The 23889-nt window shown below is 31.9% G+C and carries 21 protein-coding genes, 1 tRNA gene and 1 pseudogene; 18 read left to right on the forward strand and 5 right to left on the reverse strand.

Annotated elements, in window-relative coordinates; genetic code table 11:
- The 6 genes from B5D16_RS11485 to lepB all read left to right on the forward strand — a co-directional run.
- On the forward strand, positions 1 to 194 hold a 194-nt coding region (locus B5D16_RS11485), incomplete at its 5' end, for a transposase (RefSeq protein ID WP_200803993.1).
- Between the two features lie 445 nt (positions 195 to 639).
- Entirely contained in the window at positions 640 to 1989 is a 1350-nt protein-coding gene (locus tag B5D16_RS11490) for an MBOAT family O-acyltransferase (RefSeq protein WP_242943041.1), read from the forward strand.
- A gap of 13 nt (positions 1990 to 2002) precedes the next feature.
- A complete protein-coding gene (locus B5D16_RS11495; RefSeq protein WP_078767135.1) occupies positions 2003 to 3415 on the forward strand; it encodes an alginate O-acetyltransferase AlgX-related protein in 1413 nt (470 codons plus the stop codon).
- 21 nt (positions 3416 to 3436) lie between these two features.
- Positions 3437 to 3931 (forward strand): hypothetical protein, encoded by a 495-nt coding sequence (locus tag B5D16_RS11500; RefSeq protein ID WP_078767136.1) that lies wholly within the window; start codon positions 3437 to 3439, stop codon positions 3929 to 3931.
- Between the two features lie 56 nt (positions 3932 to 3987).
- Positions 3988 to 4845: a hypothetical protein gene (locus B5D16_RS11505; protein ID WP_078767137.1), complete on the forward strand. Its 858-nt coding sequence runs from the start codon at positions 3988 to 3990 to the stop codon at positions 4843 to 4845.
- Between the two features lie 25 nt (positions 4846 to 4870).
- Positions 4871 to 5572, forward strand: coding sequence for a signal peptidase I (lepB, locus tag B5D16_RS11510; protein WP_078767138.1), 702 nt, complete (start codon positions 4871 to 4873; stop codon positions 5570 to 5572).
- Positions 5573 to 5628: 56 nt separating this feature from the next.
- Here lepB and B5D16_RS11515 read toward each other — a convergent pair whose 3' ends face one another.
- Positions 5629 to 6531 carry a GNAT family N-acetyltransferase gene (locus B5D16_RS11515; protein WP_078767139.1) on the reverse strand — a complete coding sequence of 301 codons (903 nt, stop codon included), beginning with the start codon at positions 6529 to 6531 and terminating at the stop codon, positions 5629 to 5631.
- Between the two features lie 235 nt (positions 6532 to 6766).
- Here B5D16_RS11515 and B5D16_RS11520 point away from each other — a divergent pair, with 235 nt between their 5' ends.
- The 4 genes from B5D16_RS11520 to B5D16_RS11535 all read left to right on the forward strand — a co-directional run bounded on the left by B5D16_RS11520 (position 6767) and on the right by B5D16_RS11535 (position 10428).
- Positions 6767 to 7711, forward strand: coding sequence for an AEC family transporter (locus B5D16_RS11520; RefSeq protein ID WP_078767140.1), 945 nt, complete (start codon positions 6767 to 6769; stop codon positions 7709 to 7711).
- A 97-nt stretch (positions 7712 to 7808) separates the two neighbouring features.
- Positions 7809 to 8375: an isochorismatase family protein gene (locus tag B5D16_RS11525; protein WP_078767141.1), complete on the forward strand. Its 567-nt coding sequence runs from the start codon at positions 7809 to 7811 to the stop codon at positions 8373 to 8375.
- A gap of 40 nt (positions 8376 to 8415) precedes the next feature.
- Complete coding sequence (gene pepF, locus B5D16_RS11530) at positions 8416 to 10218, forward strand: oligoendopeptidase F (protein ID WP_078767142.1); 1803 nt, start codon at positions 8416 to 8418, stop codon at positions 10216 to 10218.
- A gap of 138 nt (positions 10219 to 10356) precedes the next feature.
- Positions 10357 to 10428: transfer RNA gene (locus B5D16_RS11535), tRNA-Gly, on the forward strand.
- Positions 10429 to 11200: 772 nt separating this feature from the next.
- Here the strand turns inward: B5D16_RS11535 and B5D16_RS11545 are convergent.
- Complete coding sequence (locus tag B5D16_RS11545) at positions 11201 to 12058, reverse strand: hypothetical protein (RefSeq protein ID WP_078767144.1); 858 nt, start codon at positions 12056 to 12058, stop codon at positions 11201 to 11203.
- A gap of 681 nt (positions 12059 to 12739) precedes the next feature.
- Between B5D16_RS11545 and B5D16_RS11550 the strand changes: the two are divergent.
- Both B5D16_RS11550 and B5D16_RS11555 read left to right on the forward strand, forming a co-directional pair.
- A pseudogene (locus B5D16_RS11550) lies at positions 12740 to 12952 on the forward strand (transposase); the annotation flags it as partial.
- 311 nt (positions 12953 to 13263) lie between these two features.
- On the forward strand, positions 13264 to 13767 hold the full coding sequence (locus B5D16_RS11555; protein ID WP_078767146.1) for a phosphotransferase-like protein: 504 nt from the start codon (positions 13264 to 13266) through the stop codon (positions 13765 to 13767).
- Positions 13768 to 13819: 52 nt separating this feature from the next.
- On the opposite strand, the gene B5D16_RS11560 is transcribed toward B5D16_RS11555, so the two are convergent.
- The 3 genes from B5D16_RS11560 to B5D16_RS11565 form a co-directional block, all read right to left on the reverse strand.
- Positions 13820 to 14752: a calcium/sodium antiporter gene (locus tag B5D16_RS11560; protein ID WP_078767147.1), complete on the reverse strand. Its 933-nt coding sequence runs from the start codon at positions 14750 to 14752 to the stop codon at positions 13820 to 13822.
- Between the two features lie 149 nt (positions 14753 to 14901).
- Complete coding sequence (locus B5D16_RS12595) at positions 14902 to 15057, reverse strand: hypothetical protein (RefSeq protein ID WP_200803998.1); 156 nt, start codon at positions 15055 to 15057, stop codon at positions 14902 to 14904.
- A gap of 74 nt (positions 15058 to 15131) precedes the next feature.
- Complete coding sequence (locus B5D16_RS11565; RefSeq protein ID WP_078767148.1) at positions 15132 to 15545, reverse strand: hypothetical protein; 414 nt, start codon at positions 15543 to 15545, stop codon at positions 15132 to 15134.
- Positions 15546 to 15752: 207 nt separating this feature from the next.
- Between B5D16_RS11565 and pyrF the strand changes: the two genes are divergently transcribed.
- The 6 genes from pyrF (at position 15753) to B5D16_RS11595 (ending at position 23283) form a co-directional block, all read left to right on the forward strand.
- The gene (pyrF, locus tag B5D16_RS11570) at positions 15753 to 16670 is read left to right on the forward strand and encodes an orotidine-5'-phosphate decarboxylase (RefSeq protein ID WP_078767149.1); all 918 of its coding nucleotides are present in this window, start codon (positions 15753 to 15755) and stop codon (positions 16668 to 16670) included.
- A gap of 246 nt (positions 16671 to 16916) precedes the next feature.
- Positions 16917 to 17591 carry an orotate phosphoribosyltransferase gene (pyrE, locus tag B5D16_RS11575; protein WP_078767150.1) on the forward strand — a complete coding sequence of 225 codons (675 nt, stop codon included), beginning with the start codon at positions 16917 to 16919 and terminating at the stop codon, positions 17589 to 17591.
- Positions 17592 to 17601: 10 nt separating this feature from the next.
- Complete coding sequence (locus B5D16_RS11580) at positions 17602 to 18072, forward strand: VanZ family protein (protein WP_078767151.1); 471 nt, start codon at positions 17602 to 17604, stop codon at positions 18070 to 18072.
- A gap of 15 nt (positions 18073 to 18087) precedes the next feature.
- Positions 18088 to 18438 (forward strand): DUF6142 family protein, encoded by a 351-nt coding sequence (locus B5D16_RS11585; protein ID WP_078767152.1) that lies wholly within the window; start codon positions 18088 to 18090, stop codon positions 18436 to 18438.
- 35 nt (positions 18439 to 18473) lie between these two features.
- Positions 18474 to 20591, forward strand: a complete 2118-nt coding sequence (locus tag B5D16_RS11590; RefSeq protein WP_078767153.1) for an aminopeptidase — start codon at positions 18474 to 18476, stop codon at positions 20589 to 20591.
- A 118-nt stretch (positions 20592 to 20709) separates the two neighbouring features.
- Complete coding sequence (locus B5D16_RS11595; protein WP_078767154.1) at positions 20710 to 23283, forward strand: DUF4832 domain-containing protein; 2574 nt, start codon at positions 20710 to 20712, stop codon at positions 23281 to 23283.
- Positions 23284 to 23889: the final 606 nt, after the last annotated feature.

Raw genomic sequence — 23889 nt, forward strand, 5'->3', positions numbered from 1 at the left:
ATGGAGCTTTGCTTCGCATGAACAGAAGCATACAATCTGAGGGAACATTTGGTGTTATCAAGTGGGACAGATCTTATAAAAGGCTGTTCAGAAGAGGCTTAGAAAACGTAAATTTAGAGTTAACCCTGATTGCTTGTGCTTTTAACCTTTATAAATATCACAATAAACGAAATAGATTGAAGATGATTGCATGATATCAGGTAACTGAATAGATTAAAAAAGCTCTTATTAACATAGGGCTTATTAAAGTGCCTCTAAAATCAACAATTATAATAATTATACATAGAGAAACAGAACTGCATTGGCCATTGCCAATGCAGTTCTGCTATTTAGAAACTTTTTTTACAGTCCCTTTTAGTTTTTGGAAAGGTAAACATGCGTTAGATGTGTTACGTAAATGTTAACATATAATATGAAATATGAATTAATATTGACATAAATATAACAATTTGGAAAAATTAAGAAAATGTTTAGTATTTATGCTTATTTATGACTTGACCGAAATCATTGTATTTTATATAATATTCTATGGTTTAAATATATAGGAATTTATAATATATAGAGACTTTGGAGGGTAACATGGTCTTTAGTTCAGCAATATTTCTGTTTGCTTTTTTGCCAATAGTGTTTGGACTATGTATGCTACCGGTATCAATAAAAATTAAAAACATAGTTCTTATAATTGCAAGTTTGTTTTTCTATGCATTTGGTGAACCAGTATATGTTTTGCTTATGATTGGTTCAAGCATATGGAACTACATCTTTGGATATATGCTTGGTCCTTCAAGTGATGGTAAGGCAAAGTATAGAAAGGTTATACTTGTAATTGCGGTAATAGTTAATATTGGTATACTTGGAGTTTTCAAGTATACAGGCTTTATTATTGATAACATTAATAAAGGATTGCACGCAGGAATATCTATTAAGGAGATTGCTCTTCCAATAGGAATTTCTTTCTTTACGTTTCAGGCATTATCTTATGTTTGTGATGTCTATCGGGATCCAAAATTATCACAGAAGAATTATTTGAATGTTTTACTTTATATCTCTATGTTCCCACAGCTTGTTGCTGGACCAATCGTAAAGTATGGTGATATAAACGAACAGATTAATGAAAGACAATTTGATACCGTAGAGATTTCAAATGGTATTAGCAGATTCTGCAAGGGACTATTTAAGAAGATGTTTTTAGCAAATGTTTGTGCTGTTATTGCAGACGATATATTTGCTCTTAATATAAATGAATATGGTGCAATTGTGGCATGGCTTGGAGCAATAGCTTATGCACTTCAGATTTATTATGATTTTAGTGCATATTCAGATATGGCAATTGGTCTTGGTCATATGTTTGGATTTTCATATAAGGAGAATTTCAATCATCCATATTGTGCAACAAGTATCAAGGATTTTTGGAGTAGATGGCATATATCACTCTCAACCTGGTTTAAGGAATATGTTTATATTCCACTTGGAGGAAATAGGGAAGGAAAGTTTAAGACAGAAAGAAACAAGATGACAGTATTCCTTCTTACAGGTATCTGGCATGGCGCTAACTGGACATTTATCCTATGGGGGATAATCCATGGAGTGTTTAATGTTTTAGAAGATACAATTCTTCCTATTAGAAAGTTAAAGATAAAAGTAATAGCTAATTTATATACATTACTAGTTGCCGTGACAGCATTTGTATTCTTTAGAGCGGACACCATAAGTAAAGGCCTATGGTTTGTGAAATCAATGTTTACAAACTTCTGGATAGATACTAAGACTTCAAGTATGTTTTTAGAATACATGAATTTGTATAATATTGTTACATTGATTGTGGCTATTATTTTTGCTTATCCAGTAAGCCAGAGGTTTAATGAATTAATTAAGAAAAAAGACATTAATAGAAAGGTGTACGCTTATATGGCTATGGTTATGTTATTCTTATGCATGCTTAGATTGTCATCAGGAGCATACAACCCTTTTATTTACTTTAGATTTTAATTTTGGAGTGATTATGAAGAATAAAGGTATTTTTGAATGGATACATATTCTTTTGTTTTTGATTCTTATTTCTATTCCAAGTGTGGGAATGCTTTATTATAAAACTGATATGTCAGCTGAAAAAAGAACAGCTGCAGCTTTTCCACAACTTAAGAAAGAAGGCAAAATAAATACTAAGTTCTTTGATGAACTTGATTTATATTATAAAGATCATTTCGCGTACCGTCAGGAGATGATTACACTTGATGAAATATTAAGTACAAAATTATTTGAAACATCTCAGAATAAAGATGTTATTTATGGTACCGAAGGATGGTTATTCTATGGTGAAACAATGGATGAATATATGCGTCGAAATGTCTTATCTGACAGACAGATACATAATGCAGCCAGAATTTTAAAACTTATGCAGGATTACGCTAAGAGTTATGATGCTAACTTTATAGTTGCAATAGCTCCTATAAAAGCAGAACTTTATGGTAGATACATGCCAGGTAATTATTTAAAACCTGATGGTGAAAATAATTTTATTAAGCTTAAGAAAGCCATGGATAAGGAAGGTGTAAATTATGTTGATTTACACGATGCATTTGCTAAAGATAAAAGAATAATGTATCATAAGCATGATACGCACTGGAATAATGAAGGTGCAGCATTTGCTCAGAAATTGATACAAAAAGAATTAAATAATGAATATACGGATTATGATACAATTAAAAAATCCATAAAAAAGGATTTTAAGGGTGATCTTATGAAGATGCTTTATCCAAAAGGCAGCGAGCTTGATTATAATGTATATTATGATAAAGACTTTTCTTTCAAATATGCTGATGGATTTAAGAACACTGAGGATTTTAAAATCAGTGCGATGAATGGCTCTAAAGATAAATCACTTGTTATGTATCGTGATTCATATGGAAATTCACTTGTTCCTTTTATGGCTGAAGAGTATGGAGATTCTTTCTTTACAAAGATTGTTCCATTTAATCTTGAGGAAATAAAAGAACACAAGGCAACAGATGTGGTTATGGAAATCACACAAAGACATATATCATATTTTACAAAGTACCTTCCAGTTATGGAAGCAGAGTTTAAGACCATCAATTCTTTAGATGAAAAAGAGATGAATGTTAAGGTGAATTGTAAATTTGATAATATTACTGGTAAGTATGTCATTTATGGAAGTTTAGATAAGAAATATTGGGATGAAGATAGTAATGTATTTGTTAGAGTAAAAGATAGCAAGTATGTTACAGATTATGAGGCTTATCCGGTTGGATACAATGATGTAAATTCAGAAGATGAATACGCTTTTTCAATGTATGTAGGAAAAGATGAAATTGTTCCTGGAGAAAGCGAAATTGAAGTAATTTCTGATAAAGATAATAAATACACATCATCAGGTGTTGTATTAAAAGTAGAATAGAATTAGATAAGGAGATTCATCATGAAAAAAAAGGCTTATTTTCTAGCTTTTGGAATTGCAGTTTTAGGATTAAGTGGCTGCGGAAAGTCAGCAAGTGATGAGACGGAAAAGGCGACAGTTGTTACAACAGAAAAACAGACTGAAGAAACAACAACTATTAAGGAAACAGAGACAGAAACAGTAACGGTAAAGGAAACAGAGACTGAACAGGTTACTGAAAATAAGGAAACACAGACACAAGAGAGACGTACTAAGAAGGTAGAAAGCGGAACTGACTATGTTATTACTGAAACAGATACTAAAAAAGAAGCAACAGTTGATGATGCTAAAAAGTATGTTGGTAAGACACTTTCAGAACTTACTAATGCAGTTGGTATGTACAATAATTTCGAAACAGCCGGTGCTTGTTTAGATGACGAGAATGAACTTAATGGAATTGCTACATTTGCTAATTTCACAGTTTATTGTCATTCTGTTGAAGGACAGACTAAATGGATTATTGATGCTATTGAATAATATCAACATTTAATAATATATATAATGATTTATAAGAATATCACTGGGAGGCAGTTATGCGTTGTAAGAGTACTTTAATAAAGAATGCATTATGTTTTGTAGTTGCATCAGCAATGATGGTTTCAGCTATACCTGCAGTAAGAGTAGAGGCTGCAAAGAAGAATGGATGGATTAAACAGGGTGGTTATAAATATTATTATAGTAATGGAGTAAAGGCAACTGGTTTTAGAAATATAGATGGATATACATATTATTTCTCAAAGAAAGCACATGGTAAGGCACCTAAGGGCGTGGCTGTAAAAGGATGGCATAAGATTAAAGGTTCTTACTATTACTTTGATAGAACAAAAGGATTTATGGCTAGAGGTAAGAAGGTTGATGGTGTTAAAGTAGAACTTGATGGAACTGCTGATGAAACAAGTTACGCAGTTAGTAAGATTGAGACTATGATGAGAGCCAGAAAGCTTGTGAAGAATATTACTAAACCTACAGATTCTAGAAAGACAAAGAGAAAGAAAGTATTTAAATATATGACAAAGGTTCCATATATTGGATATCACTTCTTAAAGAATGTTAGAGATCAGAAAGATTGGGATATCATTATGGCGAATGATGTATTAGACGAAAATGCACACGCTACTAATGGTGGTGAGTGTACAGCAATGGCTTGCGCACTTGGATATCTCTTACATGAATGTGGATATAAGACAGTTTATATTACAGATGATGATAGTTCACTTTATGGTGATGCTCATTCATGGGTTGAAATAGATGGTAAGGCATTTGATCCTTTATTTGCTAGAACAAAGGGATGGAATAATTACTATAATGCAAGTTACAACCATAATGGTAGTGGAGCTAATCTTTGGGCTATAAACAGAAGAAACGTAAGTACAGGTAAAGATAATGAATAAACCATTTTAATGGTTGGAGGATATAATGAGTTCTAATGATTTTAGGAAAGATTTAAAAATAAGGGGATCAGCAAGAGGTGATGGAGCACAGTATTTCTTTAAGGAAGCTTTATCATGGGTAATGGTATTTGTTGTAGCATTTGCTATAGCGTATTTTGTTGATAATGTTATAATTATTAATGCAACAGTACCTAGTGAGTCAATGCAGAATACTATCATGAAACATGATAGAATGGTAGGTAATAGACTTGCATATAGATTTGGTGAACCAAAGCGTGGAGATATTGTAATTTTTGAATTTCCAGATGATGTTAATGATCCAGATGTAAAGAAACCAAAACTTTTCGTTAAGAGACTAATTGGTCTCCCAGGTGAAAAAGTTGAAATTAAAGATGGTACAATTTATATCACAAATAGACAGGATGGAACAACAGATGGTATTTATGAAGAAGATTATTTAGCTGAGGATTGGGTTATAGGTAATTCAGGATACTCTTTTGATATACCTGAAGGTCAGTATTTAATGCTTGGTGATAATAGAAATAATTCTAAGGATTCAAGATTTTGGAAAGATCCATTTGTTGAAAGAAAAGAAATCAAGGCTAAGGCATTATTTGTATATTGGCCATTTAAAGATGCTGGAATTTTGAAATCTAAACGAAATAAGGATACTAAAGAAACAACAGAGCAAACTACAAATAAAATAGAAGAGACAACAACTAAGTAAAAAAGTTGCCGATGATAAATCTAAGGATTTAGTCGGCAACTTTTTTATTTATTAGACTATATGTTCATACTTTGAATGTTTACATCTATATTATAGTAATCAAGTTCTGATTGAACAGTAAAACCATAAGAAGTATATAGATGAAGTGCGGCAGGATTATTTGAAGTGACCTGTAATAGTATTTTACTTATGTTTTTAGTCCTTAATTCCTCGCATAGTAAGTTTAGCATTTTTCGCCCATAGCCTTTATTTCTTTTGGATTTTGAAATCTCAAAATGACTAAGACAAGCGGTGTCGCCATCAATGGTTATAAGTAGTGAGCCTATTGTACGTTTAAAATGACCTAATGCATAGTCCTCAAGATAATAAACAATATCACTATCCTCGGTTGTTGAAGATGATAAAGTTAGAGATGCTTTGGTTTTATTATCGAAAGTGGGCGTATTATTAGGTTTAGAGTTAGTAGCAGTTTCGCTACTAATTAAATCATATTCTAATATGTATTCGGTAGAGTATTTATAAGCATCCATTCTTTTTAGTATGCTAATTGCTGTTTCATTATTCTTATTTGTAGGGAAAGACATACTTTCAAATTTAAAGTAATTAAATTCTTTCATAAAGCATTCATATAATTCTTTGAAAATTCCCTGCTTTCTATGTTCTGGGTCAACCATTGCATATACATATGGACAGTATCCATCGGGTTGAAATACGGATAGAAAACCGATTAGTTTTGAATTATCTGGAAGGTTTTCTACTTTGATAATCTTTGTATTATCGTTATTTGATGAGTTTAATTCATACATCATATAAAAACAATTAAATTGTGGGTATATGTTATCATCCTCATCAGCATAAACAAGGAGGTTATCACCATCTGTTTCTCTACATTTGCTTTCGAGAATTTCTATATCTTTTATGTTTTTTTCAGTGAGTTTATTTGATTTAATTATGTTCATTTTATATATCCTTTATGTAATAGTACGAATTTATAAATCTATTTTAAATATTTATAGTTTACAACTTTTTTATTATAAAATAAAGTTTTGAGGAGGTTGTTTTAATATAAAAATAGTTTGTTATGTGATAGAACTAATCAATACATTTGTGGAAAAAAGGTATGGATTATGTTATCATAGTAGAGGTTTATAAGGAAATATTTGGTTTATACCGAGCGAAAAGAGGAATGAGTTTATGAACGCTTTAATATACAGCTTAAATGCTACAGTTCCAATATTTGTTATTATTCTTATTGGATTATATTTAAGGAGAAAGGGTGTAATTAACGAGGGGTTCATAAGTTCAGCAAATAAAATAAACTTTAAATTAGCACTTCCATGTATGCTTGTTATAGATATGATGAACATTGATTTGGAAGCAGATTTTGATCCAAAGTATATTTTATTTTGCGCTATTGTAACTACAATAAGTTTCTGGACTATATGGGGACTTGCAAAGATTTTTATTAAAGACAAAAAGATAATCGGAGCATTTGTTCAGGGATCTTTTAGAAGTAGTGCTGCAGTTTTAGGAACTGCACTTATAGTGAATATATATGGAAATAGTAGTATGGCTCCGTTTATGATGATTGGATCCGTACCACTTTATAATATTTATTCTGTTATTGTACTTACGTTTGAGGCAGATACAAAGCAGGAAAAAACAATTGGAAAAGCGGTAAAGGGCATTTTTACAAATCCTATTATTCTTTCAATTGCAGCAGGATTATTACTTGCATACTTTCACGTTGATTTTCCAGTTATGCTAGATAGTACAATAAGTACAATTGGAAGGATGACAACACCACTTGCGCTTTTAGCAATAGGTGCAGGATTTAGCACATCAGAAGCTATAAGAAAATTAAAACCAGCGCTTGTGGCTTCAATGCTTAAGTTGGTAATTATACCTTTGGTATTCTTGCCAATAGCAATTAAACTTGGTTATAGAAATGAAGAACTTATAGCGATTTTAATTATGCTTGGTGCACCTACAACTCCAAGTTGTTATATAATGGCTAAGAATATGGATAATGATGCAGATCTTACAACAAGTATTGTTGTTCTTACAACAGCACTTTCTGCATTTACAATAACAGCCATGTTATTTGTTCTTAGATATTATGGATTTGTTGTTGCGTAGGCAGGTTTATAAAGTATTATAGAACTAGATATGCAAATTTTACACATATAATTTATACAGAAAGGAGAGTATGGCTTTAAGTCATACAATATGATTAATGAAAATAACAAAAGATAATGCGACACTTTTAGTAATTGATGTTCAGGAGAAATTAGTTCCTGCAATGAGTGAACCAGAAAAGTGTGTTGATAATACAGCTAAGTTAATAGAGGGAGCAAGAATTCTTGGTCTTCCTATTGTGGTAAGCGAGCAGTATCCACAGGGACTTGGCTCAACAGTTCCAGCAATCAGGGAGGTACTTGATAAGGAAATTGATGGTACGATTATTCCAGCAAATATCATTGCAAAGAGAGCGTTTAGCTGTCTTGATGAAGAAAAGATTATAAATGAACTTGAAAAAGTTGATAGAGATTATGTTTTAGTATGTGGTATTGAATCACATATTTGTGTACTTCAGACTATTATGGATTTATCAGAAAAAGGTTTTATTCCAGTTTTAGTTGAAGACTGTGTATTTTCAAGAAAAGAAAATGACAAAACTCAGGCTATTAAGAGAGCCGCTATGGAGGGTGCAATAGTTACTACTTATGAATCTATTTTATTTGAATTACTTGGTAGTTCAACTGCCCCAGAATTTAAAGCAATTTCAAAATTGATTAAATAAATTAGTTGTACTGGAATATTATTTGAAATTAGGAGGAGATATGGAAGAGAAGAAATTAGCGTTAAGAGAAGAAATAGATGATAAGTTTAAATGGAAGATAGAAGATATGGTTGAAAGTGATGAAGCTTTTGAAAAAAGCCTTGAAGAACTTAAGGGTAAGGTTTCAAAGTTTAAGGACTTTAAGGGGACACTTGGAGAAAGTAGAGAGAGTCTTTTAGCATATCTTAAATTTGATGATGAATTTTTCTGTGAGGGTGAAAGGTTATATGTTTATGCTAATCAGAAACTTCATGAGGATTTATCAGTTTCTAAATATCAGAAGTATGCCGGTGATATTCAGAATGTTTTAGTTATGGCTTATAGTGAGGATTCATTCGCAAGACCAGAGCTTTTATCAATGGATGAAAAGACTTTGCGTGAATACATGGAGGGTGATGGTGATATAAAGATTTATCACAAGTTATTATCAGACCTTCTTGATGAAAAGGAACATGTTTTATCTTTTGAATGTGAGGAAATCCTTGCAAAGGCTGGTAGATTTGATAATGCAGGTCAGGACATCTACAGCATGTTTAATGGCGCTGACATTGATTTCCCTGAGATTAAGGATGAAAATGGTGATAGCGTAAAGCTTTCTAATGGTAGATATGTAAAGTACTTAGAGAGTACAAATAGAGAGGTTAGAAAGGAAGCATTTGCTGCGATGTATAAGACATATGGTGCTCTTAATAACACTATCGCTGCAATGTTTAATTCATCTCTTTCAAAGAGCGCTTTTTATAGTGACGTTAGAAAGTATAAATCATCTAGGGATATGTATTTAACAGGTAATCATATTCCAGAAGAGGTTTATGATAATTTAATTGATGTTGTTCATGAGAAAATGCCTTTGATGTATAAGTATCTTGAGCTTAGAAAGAAAGCTCTTAACTTATCTGAGCTTCATATGTATGATTTATATGCACCTATGGCAGCAAATGTTGATAATTCATATTCATATGATGAGGCAAAGGATATTGTTAAGGATGCTCTTAGCGTAATGGGTGATGAATATATTTCACATCTTGAGGCTGGTTTCAATGATGGCTGGATTGATGTTTATGAGAACAAGGGTAAGAGAAGTGGCGCATACTCATGGGGATGCTATGGTGTACACCCATATGTTTTATTAAACTACAGTGGTAATTTAAATAGTGTGTTTACTCTTGCTCATGAAATGGGCCATGCAATTCATACATATTATTCAAATGAAAATCAGGAATATATTAATGCATCTTATAAGATTTTCGTTGCAGAAGTTGCATCAACTTGTAATGAAGCATTGCTTATAAATTATCTTTTAAATAAGACAACTGATAAGAATGAAAGAATCTTTTTAATTAATTATTTCCTTGAGCAGTTTAAGGGAACATTATATAGACAGACTATGTTTGCTGAATTTGAAAAGATTGTTCATGAAAAAGCTGATCAGGGTCTTACATTAACAGCAGATGAACTTAATGAAATTTATTATGATTTAAATAAATTGTATTTTGGTGATGGCATTGTTATTGACGATGACATCAAGTATGAGTGGAGTAGAATTCCTCATTTCTATAATGCATTCTATGTTTATCAGTATGCTACAGGATTTTCAGCAGCGATTGCACTTTCAAAGAAGATTTTAAATGAAGGTGAAAGTGCAGTTGAGGATTACAAGAAATTCTTAAAGGGTGGATGCTCAAAAGACCCAATCGATTTACTTAAGATTGCTGGTGTTGATATGGGCAAGAAAGAACCTGTTATTGAAGCATTAAATCTTTTTGAAGAGCTTCTTGATGAGATGGAAGAATTGCTTAAATAGGGCTAGAAATATAGTACTTTTAAAGCTGGAAACTATTATTTTAAAAAAATATAAAAAAATTGAAAAAATTAGTTGACAAATATTAGTCAATACAGTATACTATTGCTTGTCGGTTGAAACGACACCGACTTAAGCAATGCGCGAGTGGCTCAGCGGTGGAGCACCTCCTTGCCAAGGAGGGGGTCGCGGGTTCGATCCCCGTCTCGCGCTTAGTTAAAACAAAAAGGATATCCGAATGGATATCCTTTTTTGTTTTAATTGAGCCCTGCCAGGGCTCAAAGGTTCGATCTTCTCGGTACTGCCCATGATTTCTAATCATGGGAGACCTCCGCGGCTTTGAGCGGAGTCAGAGATTCACCGTAGGTGAATCTACATATTGTTGGGAAACGACTTCGGTCGGTGCTTTTTTTATTGCTCTGGAAGCCCTTTATTTAAGGGCATTTCACAATTTTGATGGTTGCCATCAACCAATAGGCAACCAAAATCAGTTCTACTGAAAAAAACAAGGAGGAGCTGGATATCGTCATTGATTGCCTTAAATATATATTTATTGACTAAATTGCTGTAAGCCTTTAGAAGGCTTATTTTCATATCATTATTCTTTAACAGGGTTTTAGGGTATCCCCTAACAAGAATGTATTGGTATATACAAATGCGTATCTTGCAATACAGTGTTAAAACTTTTTTTCATCAGAATTCACATCTGCATAAAACAACTTTGTTTTTTGACTAGCGTGTATTATTACATTTCTTTTTCAGGCACACATAATTTAACATCATTATCTACATCAATAATTAATCTTCTCATCTTTAAACCTCGCATAAAAAAAGCACCAATCGAAGTTGATGCTTTTCAAAATGATTCTTTCTATTTATTTGATATTTTTTGTACAATCTTTACGATTGCATAAAGGATTCCCGCTGTAATAGCAACCATAGTCAATAACAAAATACAAAGTTTCATAACTCTCTCCTTCCCAAGTTATTCTGTCGATTTATACGTTTTAGTTGTGATTGAATATTCTCCACCGTTATATTTGACATCTAATGTTCCATAAGTAGAAACATATATGACCCATATTGCAGAATAGGTTACAGACTTCTCAAAATTAAATTTATCTGTGTACTTGGAACTGCTAGTACTTCCAGTATATACCTTACCTATTGATGGAGTTTTTCCACTAGTCCCTAATAATCCATAAGCATTGTGATACGTGGTCCACTTTAGCGATTTAATTTTCTTCTTTCCCTTTTCCAGTTTAACTGTTACGTCTGTAGAATATTTGCCATGCATTGATCCTGTCCATGTGGAAAATTTTCCACTATAACTTGTTTTTACCCCGTCTTTATTTTTGCTCCAACCTATTTTGTATGTTAGTGTTTCCCACCCCAATGGTTCTGCAACTACTTCTGAAGGTTCAATTTCTTCATTTTCAGGATGCATCTTTTCATAAACATACAATAGTGTTGCTGCATCTTCTTCTGATAATGGTTCTCCTAGTTCATATTTATCGTCAAATGAATTAATTTTATCGTTGATGTCTGATGGATTCATAGCATCCAATTCCTCTATATATTCTTCATCAACTCCATCATACATTTTGTCTAATGCAGCATCATATTCTTCTGGAGTTAAAGACGTTTCAGCATTTTTTGATAATTTGAAAGCCTCCACAGCATTGTCTTGATTATCTGTCAATTTATATTCGTCTTTTTCATCATTCACACTTAACCAGTTTTTTTCTTTTGCAACATCTCCATTATTTTTATAAAAAGACGTAGATACCACCAAACTGCATATAAGTAATCCGGTAACAGGGATTAAAATCCTTTTATTCATTTTTTTATTTCTCCTTTGTTTTTTATTCCAATAGTTCCTAATATGCATATTAAAGAAGAACTACGTTATTATACTTGAAAATATTATTCAAATCTATGTGTAAAATATATAATTATCATATAAATTTTCTTTATTTTTTAGATGTTTTTCATATATTCATTCTACCTTTATTTTCTCAAGACTATTTTCCACGCAACAATATTCAATTTTCATTCGTCCATAAGTTCTTTTATAGTAGTGCTTCTGTCAAGAAGTGCTACTATCTCTTATACTACGTATAAGGACGATTTTTGGCTTATTTTTTTTCTGCTATTCCTTCCCCTTATTTTTCCATCTTCTTTTATATAGTTCATACACCATATCCCCATATATACCATATTATCGTTTATTGTAACAAAAAAGTAAGTTAGGTACTACTGCAAGATACGCTTTTGTAATACAACGCTGCTTGTTAGGAAATATCCTAAGACCTTTTATTTACCGTTGTCAAGATGACAACACATTAGGCATTACTACTCCCTACGTAGTAGCGAAAAACCCAGAGAATGAAATCGTCAGATTTTGTGCGTTGGGTGTATTTCGCTCTCAAACGCTGAGGGGCTTTGTAGAGCCTGTACTTATTGGTTTAATACCTACAGGCAACTTCTGGAACTCAGTTCCACAAGTTGTCTTTTTGTATAAGGAAAAAGCAGTTTGATGATATTCCAAAGATATGGAAATATGAAGTTTGCGTATCGAAATCGCGAATTTTGGTGTAAGGGATACTATGTAGACACGGTGGGGAAGAACACCGCTGCAATAAAAAGTTATATAGCTAACCAGTTAAAACACGACAGAGAAATAGACCAGATGAGTTTGTTTGATCCTAGAGACCCGTTTACGGGTAGCAAGTAGTAGTCGCGTGGCTGGCAGGCCAATTAAAAGACGCACTTGTGCGTGGCTAGTATTATTAGGGCTATGCCCGAAAATGAAAAACCACCGCTAGTCGGGTGGTTATTTATTTTTAATTGAGCCCTGCCAGGGCTCAAAGGTTCGATCTTCTCAGTCGTTGGAAACGACTTCGGTCGGTGCTCCTGCTTCGCAGGGTCATCCACTGGATGACCGCACCGTCTCGCGCTTTTTTTGAGGGGGGAATAACCCTGTAACAAAAGTATGATATAATTAACGAAGTTATTGAATGATAAATAATATAAAGGTGAATTGATATGGAAAAGCAAATTATTCTACTTAATGGGTCTTCAAGCAGTGGTAAATCCACTTTGGCCAAAGCATTGAAGAGTTTGATCTATAATGAAAGTAACAAAATATACGAAGTAGTTTCAATAGATGATTTTTTAAAGATGTCTCTAAATGAAACAATATATGAAGATGATGTTTTTGAAATTTCAAATGACTTATGTAAAAAGGTGTTAGAATCTCTAGAGTCAAGTGATGGTGTCATCATTGACCATGTGATAACTAGTGAACGAATCTTTAAACAATTGAAAGAGAATTTATATTCTTACCCTGTTCTAACGGTACACATTACTTGCCCACTGAATATCTTAAAAAGAAGGGAATTAGAACGCGGAGACCGATGTCTAGGATCGGCAGAATCCTCAAACGAATATTTATATCCCAAAGATGGATATGACCTGACGGTTGATACCGGAGAAAAAACTCCGTCAGAAAATGCTCTATTAATTTATGACGAATTATCTAACTTATAATGAGATGACATTAATAAAAAACCTGACGATGTTTAATTCGTCAGGTTCTCTATTACTTGTCACATATTAGATATGTAAGATATACTGTGTACTCGCTTAGAAGTATTATTCCACCTAAGCGATTTAATTGTTTGTGTTTTAGTGTTAATAAAAGAAGTGAGGCACCAGCTAGTACTGAAACCATGCCGTCTAAAATAAAGGTTTGTTGAAATTTGATGGGAATAATTATGGATGAAGTTCCAATGACGAATAATATATTAAATATATTACTGCCAATTATGTTTCCTATCGCAATATCATCATTACCACCTTTAGCAGCAGTTATGGATGTAACTAATTCAGGAAGTGATGTACCTAGAGCTACAATAGTTAATCCTATAATTCGTTCACTTATTCCTATTTTTTTGGCAATAGCTGTAGCTGCATTTACAGAAATATTACTTCCTAACACAATTGTTATTACGCCTAAAACAGCAAATGCTAGTAATTTCCACGTGGATTCTTTAGTTTCATTTGTGACATCGGCTTTATTATTTTTACTTAGGAAAAATAAGTATGTTAGATATCCTATAAATAAAATCCATAATATTATTCCTTCAGGTCTTGAAATATAGTTATCGATAGAGCCCATTACTATTAGTGTTATTGATATGATTAGCATAAATGGGATTTCGTACTTTAGTGTAGTGTTTTTTAACCTTAAAGGAATTATTAAAGATGTAATACCTAATATAATGAGAATGTTTAAGATATTACTTCCAATCGCATTTCCTACAGAAATACCAGCATTATTTTTTAGGGCTGCAGTTATGCTTACTGCAGTTTCAGGTGCACTTGTTCCCATAGCAACTATAGTGAGTCCTATAACAATTTGAGGAATGCCAAATTTATTAGCAATACCAGCACACCCATCAACAAACCAGTCTGCTCCTTTTATTAATAGAGCAAATCCTACACATAGTAATAATACTTTAATAACAATCATTTTTTATCCTCTTTTTCTATATCGTTGGTAATATTGTTATTATCATCAATATCATCGTCACCTCTGCTTGTCCACCAATCAAAGATACATACAGCTATCATAATTACCATCATAGCTATAAATATTACATTGTCTATTGTGTTCTCCTTTTAATCAAATAAAGATATTCCATATTTTACTTTTCTATATATTTTATAAATTAGTGTTCCTATAATTCCTAAAACTACAGCAATAGAAGACAGACCACCAAAAATTGCCATAATTATGACAACAATGTAGCTGCCTAAAGTTTGTAAAATTTCCATTTTTTTAATAACCTCCGTCTATTTTGTCGCACGCAAATAAACCTATGTTTCCATAGGCTGAAAAATAGACATAGTTATTTTTTCCCATCCTTATCGTGAATAAAATGAAGAATATTGATTATGGATAAATTTTTATTATCAAAATTTACCATATTCAATATATAGAATAATATAAATAAGCTAGTTACCTTGTTACTAGCAAATCCTAGAAGAATGATTCTACGATTGTTTGAATTACTTTTTTTATTTTTTGAATATAAGTGACTAGTGTTATTACCTTCGGATTCTCTTATATTCTTTTGTATATGTATATCTTCAGTGGTAGGAAGAAATTCTGCTGATAAACTAGTTTTTTTAGTTCCTAAGCTTTTTTGCTCGCAAAAAAAGCCTGTTTCAACTTTGGTGAAACAGAACAAAGAAAATAATAAACATAATGATAGCATTGTGCTTATAAATTGTTTTCTTTTGTTATCTATTTTGCTAAGCATAAAATCTCCTATCAAAGTATACTTATATTGCTAATCGCTTCGAAATTTATTATATATCCTAATTATGTAAGTTGCAATATGAAAGAAAACATAGAGGATTTTATGTTGCTGATAAATCAACGGAGAATTTGCTCCTTGTTGTTTGAGTATTTGTTAAATATATGTTATTATATTTGATAGTCAAATTTATATACCAAGGAGGATATCATGATTAATAAATTAGTTGAAAATATCAAAAAAACAAATGCACCTGTTGTTGTTGGACTTGATCCAATGCTTTCATATGTGCCTAAGTTTATTACAGATAAGGCTTATGCTGAATATGGTGAGACTTTAGAGGGTGCTGCTGAAGCTATTTGGCAGTTTAATAAGGGAATTGTTGATGCTACTTATGATTTGATTCCTGCAGTTAAACCTCAGATTGCTATGTATGAACAGTTTGGTATTCCAGGTCTTGCAGCTTTTAAGAAGACAGTTGATTACTGTAAGGAAAAGGGACTTGTTGTTATTGGAGATATTAAGAGAGGTGACATTGGTTCTACTTCATCAGCTTATGCTATTGGTCATGTTGGTAAGGTTCAGGTTGGAAGTAAGACATATGTTCCATTTGATGAAGACTTTGTAACAGTTAATCCATATCTTGGTACTGATGGCGTTAAGCCTTTTATAGATGTTTGTAAAGAAACTAAGAAGGGTATCTTCGTGTTAGTTAAGACTTCTAATCCATCAAGTGGTGAATTCCAGGATAGAGAAGTTGATGGTAAGCCATTATATGAAATCGTTGGTGAAATGGTTGATAAATGGGGCAAAGATCACATGGGTGATGATTACAGTTACGTTGGAGCAGTTGTTGGTGCTACATATCCAGAGATGGGTAAGGTTCTTCGTGATATCATGCCTAAGACTTATATCCTTGTTCCAGGTTATGGTGCACAGGGTGGTAAGGCTGCTGACCTTAAGCCATATTTCAATGAAGATGGTTTAGGAGCAATCGTTAATTCTTCAAGAGGTATCATTTGTGCTTATAAGCAGGATACATATGGTAACTTCGCTGAAGAAAATTATGCAGATGCATCAAGAGCAGCAGTTGAGTACATGATTAAGGATATAAACAGTATTTTTTAGATAATAAAAGATAGTTAAAGAAGTATACATTGTAATGTGTACTTCTTTTGTTTTGCAATGAATCAAGCTTTCCTGAATGTATTTGATGACTGTATGAAAGTCTGAAACAAGCGTAGCGATTTAGAAAACTTGATAATATCTTTCATATTTCTTAAATCTAACTAGAGTGATTGTTTTAGAAGGATATTTATGTTAGAATATAGAATGTTTAAGAAACTGCGGGCAAACGCAAAAAAGGAGAATAATATGGAACAGTACAAAAAAGAATTTATTGAATTTATGGTTGATTGCGATGTTTTAAAATTTGGTGATTTTACATTGAAGAGTGGAAGAAAGTCACCTTTCTTTATGAATGCAGGTGCATATGTTACAGGTAGCCAGCTTATGAAGCTTGGTGAGTATTATGCAAAGGCAATCCACGATAATTATGGTGATGACTTTGATGTATTATTTGGTCCTGCTTATAAAGGAATTCCACTTTCTGTAGCAACAGTTATGGCATTCTCAAAATTATATGGAAAAGAAATTAGATATTGTTCAAATAGAAAAGAAGTAAAAGATCATGGTGATACAGGTATTTTACTTGGAAGTAAGATTAAAGATGGCGATAAAGTTGTAATTATTGAAGATGTTACAACATCAGGTAAGTCTATCGAAGAAACATTTCCAATTATCAGAGCACAGGGTGATGTTAAAATCTTAGGTCTTATGGTAAGTCTTAACCGTATGGAAAGAGGTAAGGGCGACAAGGGCGCACTTGATGAAATCAAGGAAAAATACGGTTTTGCAGCAAATGCTATCGTTAACATGGAAGAAGTTGTTGAACATTTATATAACAACGAGATTAATGGCAAAGTTGTCATTAATGATGAAATCAAATCAAGAATTGATGATTATTATAAAGAGTATGGCGTAAAGTAGGAGATTGAATTTGGATTCGGCGAGAAAACGTTTTGTAAGAGCTCTTGCATGGCTATCCTTTTTGTTGTATTTGATTTTGATTGTTTATGTCATGTTTCTTTCTGAAGAATTTGGTAGAACTATAAAAGGTTCTCATTTCAGATATAATTTGAAATTAGGTAAGGAAATAAAAAGGTTTTGGTATAATAGAGACTATTTAGGATTTAAAGCATCCTTTATTAATATTTTTGGTAATATTATTACATTTATTCCATTTGGATTTATTTTACCAATGCTTACGAAAAAGAAGATATATAAGAATATCATCGCAGTAACAATTCTTGCGGCAGTGTTTAGTTTTACAATTGAGATTACTCAGTTTCATTATCGCATAGGTGCATTTGATGTTGATGATATAGCTCTTAATACACTAGGTGGCTTTTTAGGGTGCATTACATATCATATTTGTAATACGATTAGAGTATTATTAAAAAAGAAGTAGTTAAAGGTTTGAATAATGAAAAAACTAGCTAAGAAAAATAAAAGGAAAGTAAGACATAGAATAGCGCTTAAGAACTTTACTTTAGGCGGAAGAGTTTCAACCATTATTGCAGCAATATCACTTTTTATTTTAGTATGGGCGATACTTATTGCATATAAGGCTGAGGGTAATGCTGGAACTAAAGTTGGCGTTATGGGTTTGATTTCCCTGATTTTAGCAATTTGTGGATTTGTATTTGGTATTAGAAGTTTTTATGAAAAAGGGACGAAGTTTTTAAAATTTACTTGGATAGGAACCATCATGAATATGGTAGTTATGGTTTTCTATTTATGTATGCTATTAGTTTACTTTGGGGGACTTATCTAATAAGTCTCCTTTTATATTAGTATTGAGGATTTGTTATGAGTTATAAGGAATTATTTTATAATGAAAATGAAGGTGTCCTTGAAAGATATGAACTTTCAAAGGAACGAATTGGTTTAATTATTCATGAAGAAACCATAGATGAAAAATATAGGGATTACTTCGTGAGTGTGGCTAAGTTTATTGAAAGTATTTGCTGCTTTTATGAAGATGAAAGTAAGAGATTTTCAGAGAATGCTAACATCACTTTCGAAGAATTAAGAGACATTAATACGAATCTTTATAGTGATATATTAGGAGATGCATATGATGAAAGTTATGCTAATCCTGATTTCGCAGTGAAAAAATTAGGCGAGGAATATGGAAAGATTCTATGCCTTTTATATACACAGATTCGAGGCATGATTAGATATGCATATGAGTATAGACTTGTAGATATGACTATAAACATGGAATTATTTGTTGAAGTCTATAATTTATTTGAGAATGCCAAAAGTAATGAGAACAAAGAAGAATTAGATAAGGATGATTCTTCAAGGGATACATTGCTTCAAAATACTAAAGAAGCTATATACTATTTTATAAGTGATTATGCTGATAGAAACATAGAGATTAGAACTCGTGAGAATGTAGATCCAGAACTTGATAGAATTAGTGACTTAGTAGCAAATAGCAACTTAGATGATTTAAGATATTTATTTAATTATGGTGAATATATTTCAGATGTTGAAATAAAGACTGCGCAATTCATTAACACATTAACAGATAAAGAAGTAGAGAATATGGCCAAAACCTACGTAGAAGGTTATCGTGATGGATTCTTAATGGCAAATAAGCCACTTCATAAGAAGAAATGTGTTTCACTTTACTATAACATTGGTTTTGAAAGAGTTGTTAGAAAAGCAATCCTTATGTTTAAGGATATGGGACTTTCACCAGTAATCTGGCTTCCAGCAGTTGATGTTATTAATAGAAAGACATTTGTTAATGGTGCAATTGGTACACCTGCTAATAAGCAGTATGATTATGATCATAGATATGATATTGCATGCGTACTTGATAAGGCTCTTAATGATAGAAGAATTGCACTTTTAGAGCAGTCATATGAAAAGTATAAGGATGTTGCTGCATTTATGGGTGGACCTGCAGTTATTGAGACATGGGGAGAGATACCATTTACTCCGGTTAATAAAGAAAATGCTTGGGCTTTATCAAGCAAGCAGCAGAAATTAGTCACTGAATATGCTTCTCATAGTGGACAGATTATCAAGAAGTACATAAAAGGAGATGAGAGAAGTTTTACAATTATTTCATTCCCTGTTCCAAGTATCGGTGATAATTTTGATGAAATCTTTAAGGAAACAGTTAAGATTAATACACTTGATAAAAAACTTTATAAGGACATACAACAGACTATAATTGATACTCTTGATAAGGCAGATCATGTACGAGTTGTAGGTAAAGGAAATAATAAAACATATATTAATGTTTCAATGCAAGATATTAAGAATCCAGATAAGGAAACAACTTTTGAAAATTGTCTTGCAGATGTAAACATTCCTTTAGGGGAGGTATTTACTTCTCCTAAACTTGAGGGAACAGAAGGACTGCTTCATGTTAGTAGTGTGTATTTAAATGGACTTAAGTATGAGGATCTTTCGATAGAATTTGCTGATGGATGCATAAAGAATTATACTTGTAGTAATTTTGATAATGAAGAGGATAATAAGAAATATATTTTTGAAAATGTAATGTTTAATCATGAAACTCTTCCTATAGGCGAATTTGCTATAGGTACAAATACTTGTGCATATGCCATGGCAAAGAGGTATGACATTTTAGATGTTATGCCAATCTTAATTGTTGAAAAGATGGGACCTCATTTTGCTGTGGGTGATACATGCTTTTCATGGGAAGAAGAAATTAAAACATATAATCCGGATGGCAAAGAGATGATTGCAAAGGAGAATACATATTCAAGAAAGAGAAATGATAATCCAATGGATGTATACTTTAATTGTCATACGGATATTACAATTCCTTATGAGGAATTAGGTGAAATTGTTGCTGTTACAAGTGACGGTGTGGAAATTGATATTATTAGGGATGGAAAGTTTGTCTTGCCGGGAACTGACGAACTTAACAAATACCTATAATAAATATATAAGTGAATAGTGGTTTTGAATTAGTTAAAAGGCAAAAAATAGTGGTGAGTGTGGGAGCTTTTAATAAGGACATGTTACTTGAGGACAAAGAACAAAGATAGGAGTAATTATGAAAAAAAATAGGATAGGAAAGAGCCTTAAATTAAGAGAAGTGTCTAAAAAGGCAATATGTGTTGCTGCATCATTAACACTAGTTGTTAGTGGGTTGGCGATACATAAAGAAGAAGCAAAAGCTGCATACATCGTTGATAAGTATAGTGTAAGAAGTTTAACTAAGGTGGATGATATCAGTGATGGTGAAACATGTAACGAGATTAATAATCCAGGTATAGGATTCTATCAAGGCGTTAAAATGAACCTTACTGAAAATGGTGATGAATTAAATGAATATTCTAAAATGAATCTACTTCATTTCAGAGTAGATATTTCACATTTTTCACCTTTTTATAGACAGCAGAAAGGATTAACTAGTTTATCAAGTTATCATATAAATGAAAAAGCGCTTAATGCGTTAAGAAATAAATTGAAAAAAGCTAGAGATGAGCATAAATCTGTAATTATTAGATTTGCTTATGATCCGAAATATGATTCAGGAACAAGTTACGAACCGGAGAAAGTTTATAAAGATGCTAATGGTAATGATTTGCATGTGGGTGATACAGATACAATAAATATGCATCAGGATGATTTGAGTGTGGTATTACATGAGTATCAGGATGTAATTGTTGCACTTGAAGCAGGCCTAATTGGACAGTGGGGCGAGATGCATAGTTCTGAAAAAATGTTAAAAGTATACGATCCTTCAAGTAAGAAACTTGTAGAGAGTCCAGAACATTATAATAAAATAATTGATAAGTGGCTTGATTTGCTAAAAGATACAGATATTCCTGTATTAATTAGAAAGATGGAAGATTATATTAATTTTGCAAACGCTAACAGCTTTAAAGGTAAGAATGTTAAGCATGAAAACGTTGGTGAATATATTCCAAAAGCGAATATGAAAGAATATAATCTTGGATTCTTTAATGATTCATATCTTGGAAGTACAACTGATAGAGGAACATTTTCAAAACATGAAACAAGAGCTACAGCAATTAAGTGGCTTAAGAGTCAGACTACTCACACACTTTATGGTGGAGAGATGGCTATCTGGCATGTGGATAAAAATCATCCTGAAATCAAGAGATATAACACTATCGGATTCATTACAAAGGAAGCATTTGATACACATACATCATATTTAAATATTGGTTGGAATGAACTTGCCCTAAATCAGTTAAAAGGTATATATAATCCTGAAGAACCTGATAGTATGATTGATATGGATTTATTAGATATAGATAAAAACTTAGGTAATTACGATAGTAATTATGAGGGACAAAATGCTTATGTATATTTAAGAAATCACATGGGCTATAGATATGTTGCTAGAGAAGTTAAACTTACGAAGGAAACAACTAATTACGAAAATTTTGGCATTGAAGCTAAAATTGAAAACGTTGGATTTGCTAATATTATAAGAGGTAAGAAGTTAAAGCTTATTATGCAACCAGCTAGTGGTAAATCGTATGAATATGCATTATCAAATTTAAGTTCTTCAAAGAATGAAAAAGTTGAAAATGGTGATGTAAGAAGTTGGTTGTCAGATGATAAAGCTACTGATAAAAATGAAGGCCTTACAACATTTAAAGCCCAGGTAGATCTTAAAGATGATATGCCTAATGGAACATATAAGGTTCACTTAAGAATTGCTGATAGTGATGAATTATCAGGACTTAATGGTTATCCAATTAGATTTGCTAATAAGGGTAAGGGTGCATCAAGAACAGCAGCAAATGATAAAGGCCTTTGGGATGAAACACTTGGTGCTAACTACCTTGGTAGTTTTACAATTGTTGATAAGAGTACAATTGAAAAAGACACAGAGAAACAGAACTCATCAAATGTAGAAGAAACAGAGTCTAATAAAGAAACAGAGTCTAATGTTGAGACTGAATCAAACATTGAAACAGAATCAAACGTAGAGACAGAGTCAAATGTAGAAACTGAATCAAATATAGAGACAGGGTTAAATACTGAAACAGAATCCGTTACTGATAAGAATAATAACAATACAGAAACAAAGAAGAATGATTCTAAGAAGGATACAAATAATACAAATAATACAAATAAAAACAACACTACAGACAACAAAGATATAAAAGATAAGAATCATTCACTTGCTGATGATATGTATGTTGGCAAGGAGTTTAATATTTCATTTGGTAAGAACACTCTTAGAGTAAGAGTTATTTCGATGAATAAGAATAATGTTAAACTTAGAGTTGTTAAAGTATTAAAAAATGGAAAGAAGATTGTTATTCCAGGTAAGTTTAATTCAAGTAAGTATATCTTCAAGATTACAGAAATTGGTGATAAGGCATTCTTTAAGTGCAAGGCTAAATCAATTACAATTAGCAAATACATTAGAAAGATTGGTAAGAAAGCATTCTTCGGTATGAAGAAGTGTAAATCACTTACTATTCAGACTAAACTTCTTAAAAAGAAAAATGTTGGTAAGAAGGCATTTGCTAAGATGAATAAGAAGATTGTAGTTAAGGCATACAAGAAGAAGTTAAAGAGCTATAAGAAGATTCTTAAGGAGAGAGGAATCTCTAAGAAAGCAAAATATAAAAAGTTATAAATACTTATATAATGTTTTTAAATCTAAATATTTGAATACAAAATGTATTAGCAAAGGTTATTATAAATTTTATTAGGATAATTATGGAGGTAATATGAAATATAAAAAAAAAAATTACATAAATTAGTGCTGATGATTACAGCAGTTGTTATGTTAGTTTCGCTGATTATAAGCCGATATGTTATATATGGAGTTTATGTTTGCTTGATTTCATCAATTTTTTTATGTGTAGTTTGTATTGTAGTTATTGGGATATACTTGCACAATTGAAAGAATATAGAAATATTAGTGAAAAGGAATAATAGTATTTATTATATATTAGAGATTATGATTTTAGGGGGCTGTAAAAAAAGTCTCTAAATAGCAGACCTGCATTGGCCATTGCCAATGCAGGTCTGTTTCTCTATGTATAATTATTATAATTGTTGATTTTTGCGGTACTTTAATAAGCCCTATGTTAATAAGAGCTTTTTTAATCTATTCAGTTACCTGATATCATGCAATCATCTTCAATCTATTTCGTTTATTGTGATATTTATAAAGGTTAAAAGCACAAGCAATCAGGGTTAACTCTAAATTTACGTTTTCTAAGCCTCTTCTGAACAG

The organism is Eubacterium uniforme, from assembly GCF_900167115.1.
In the GTDB taxonomy this organism is placed as follows: domain Bacteria; phylum Bacillota; class Clostridia; order Lachnospirales; family Lachnospiraceae; genus Eubacterium_S; species Eubacterium_S uniforme.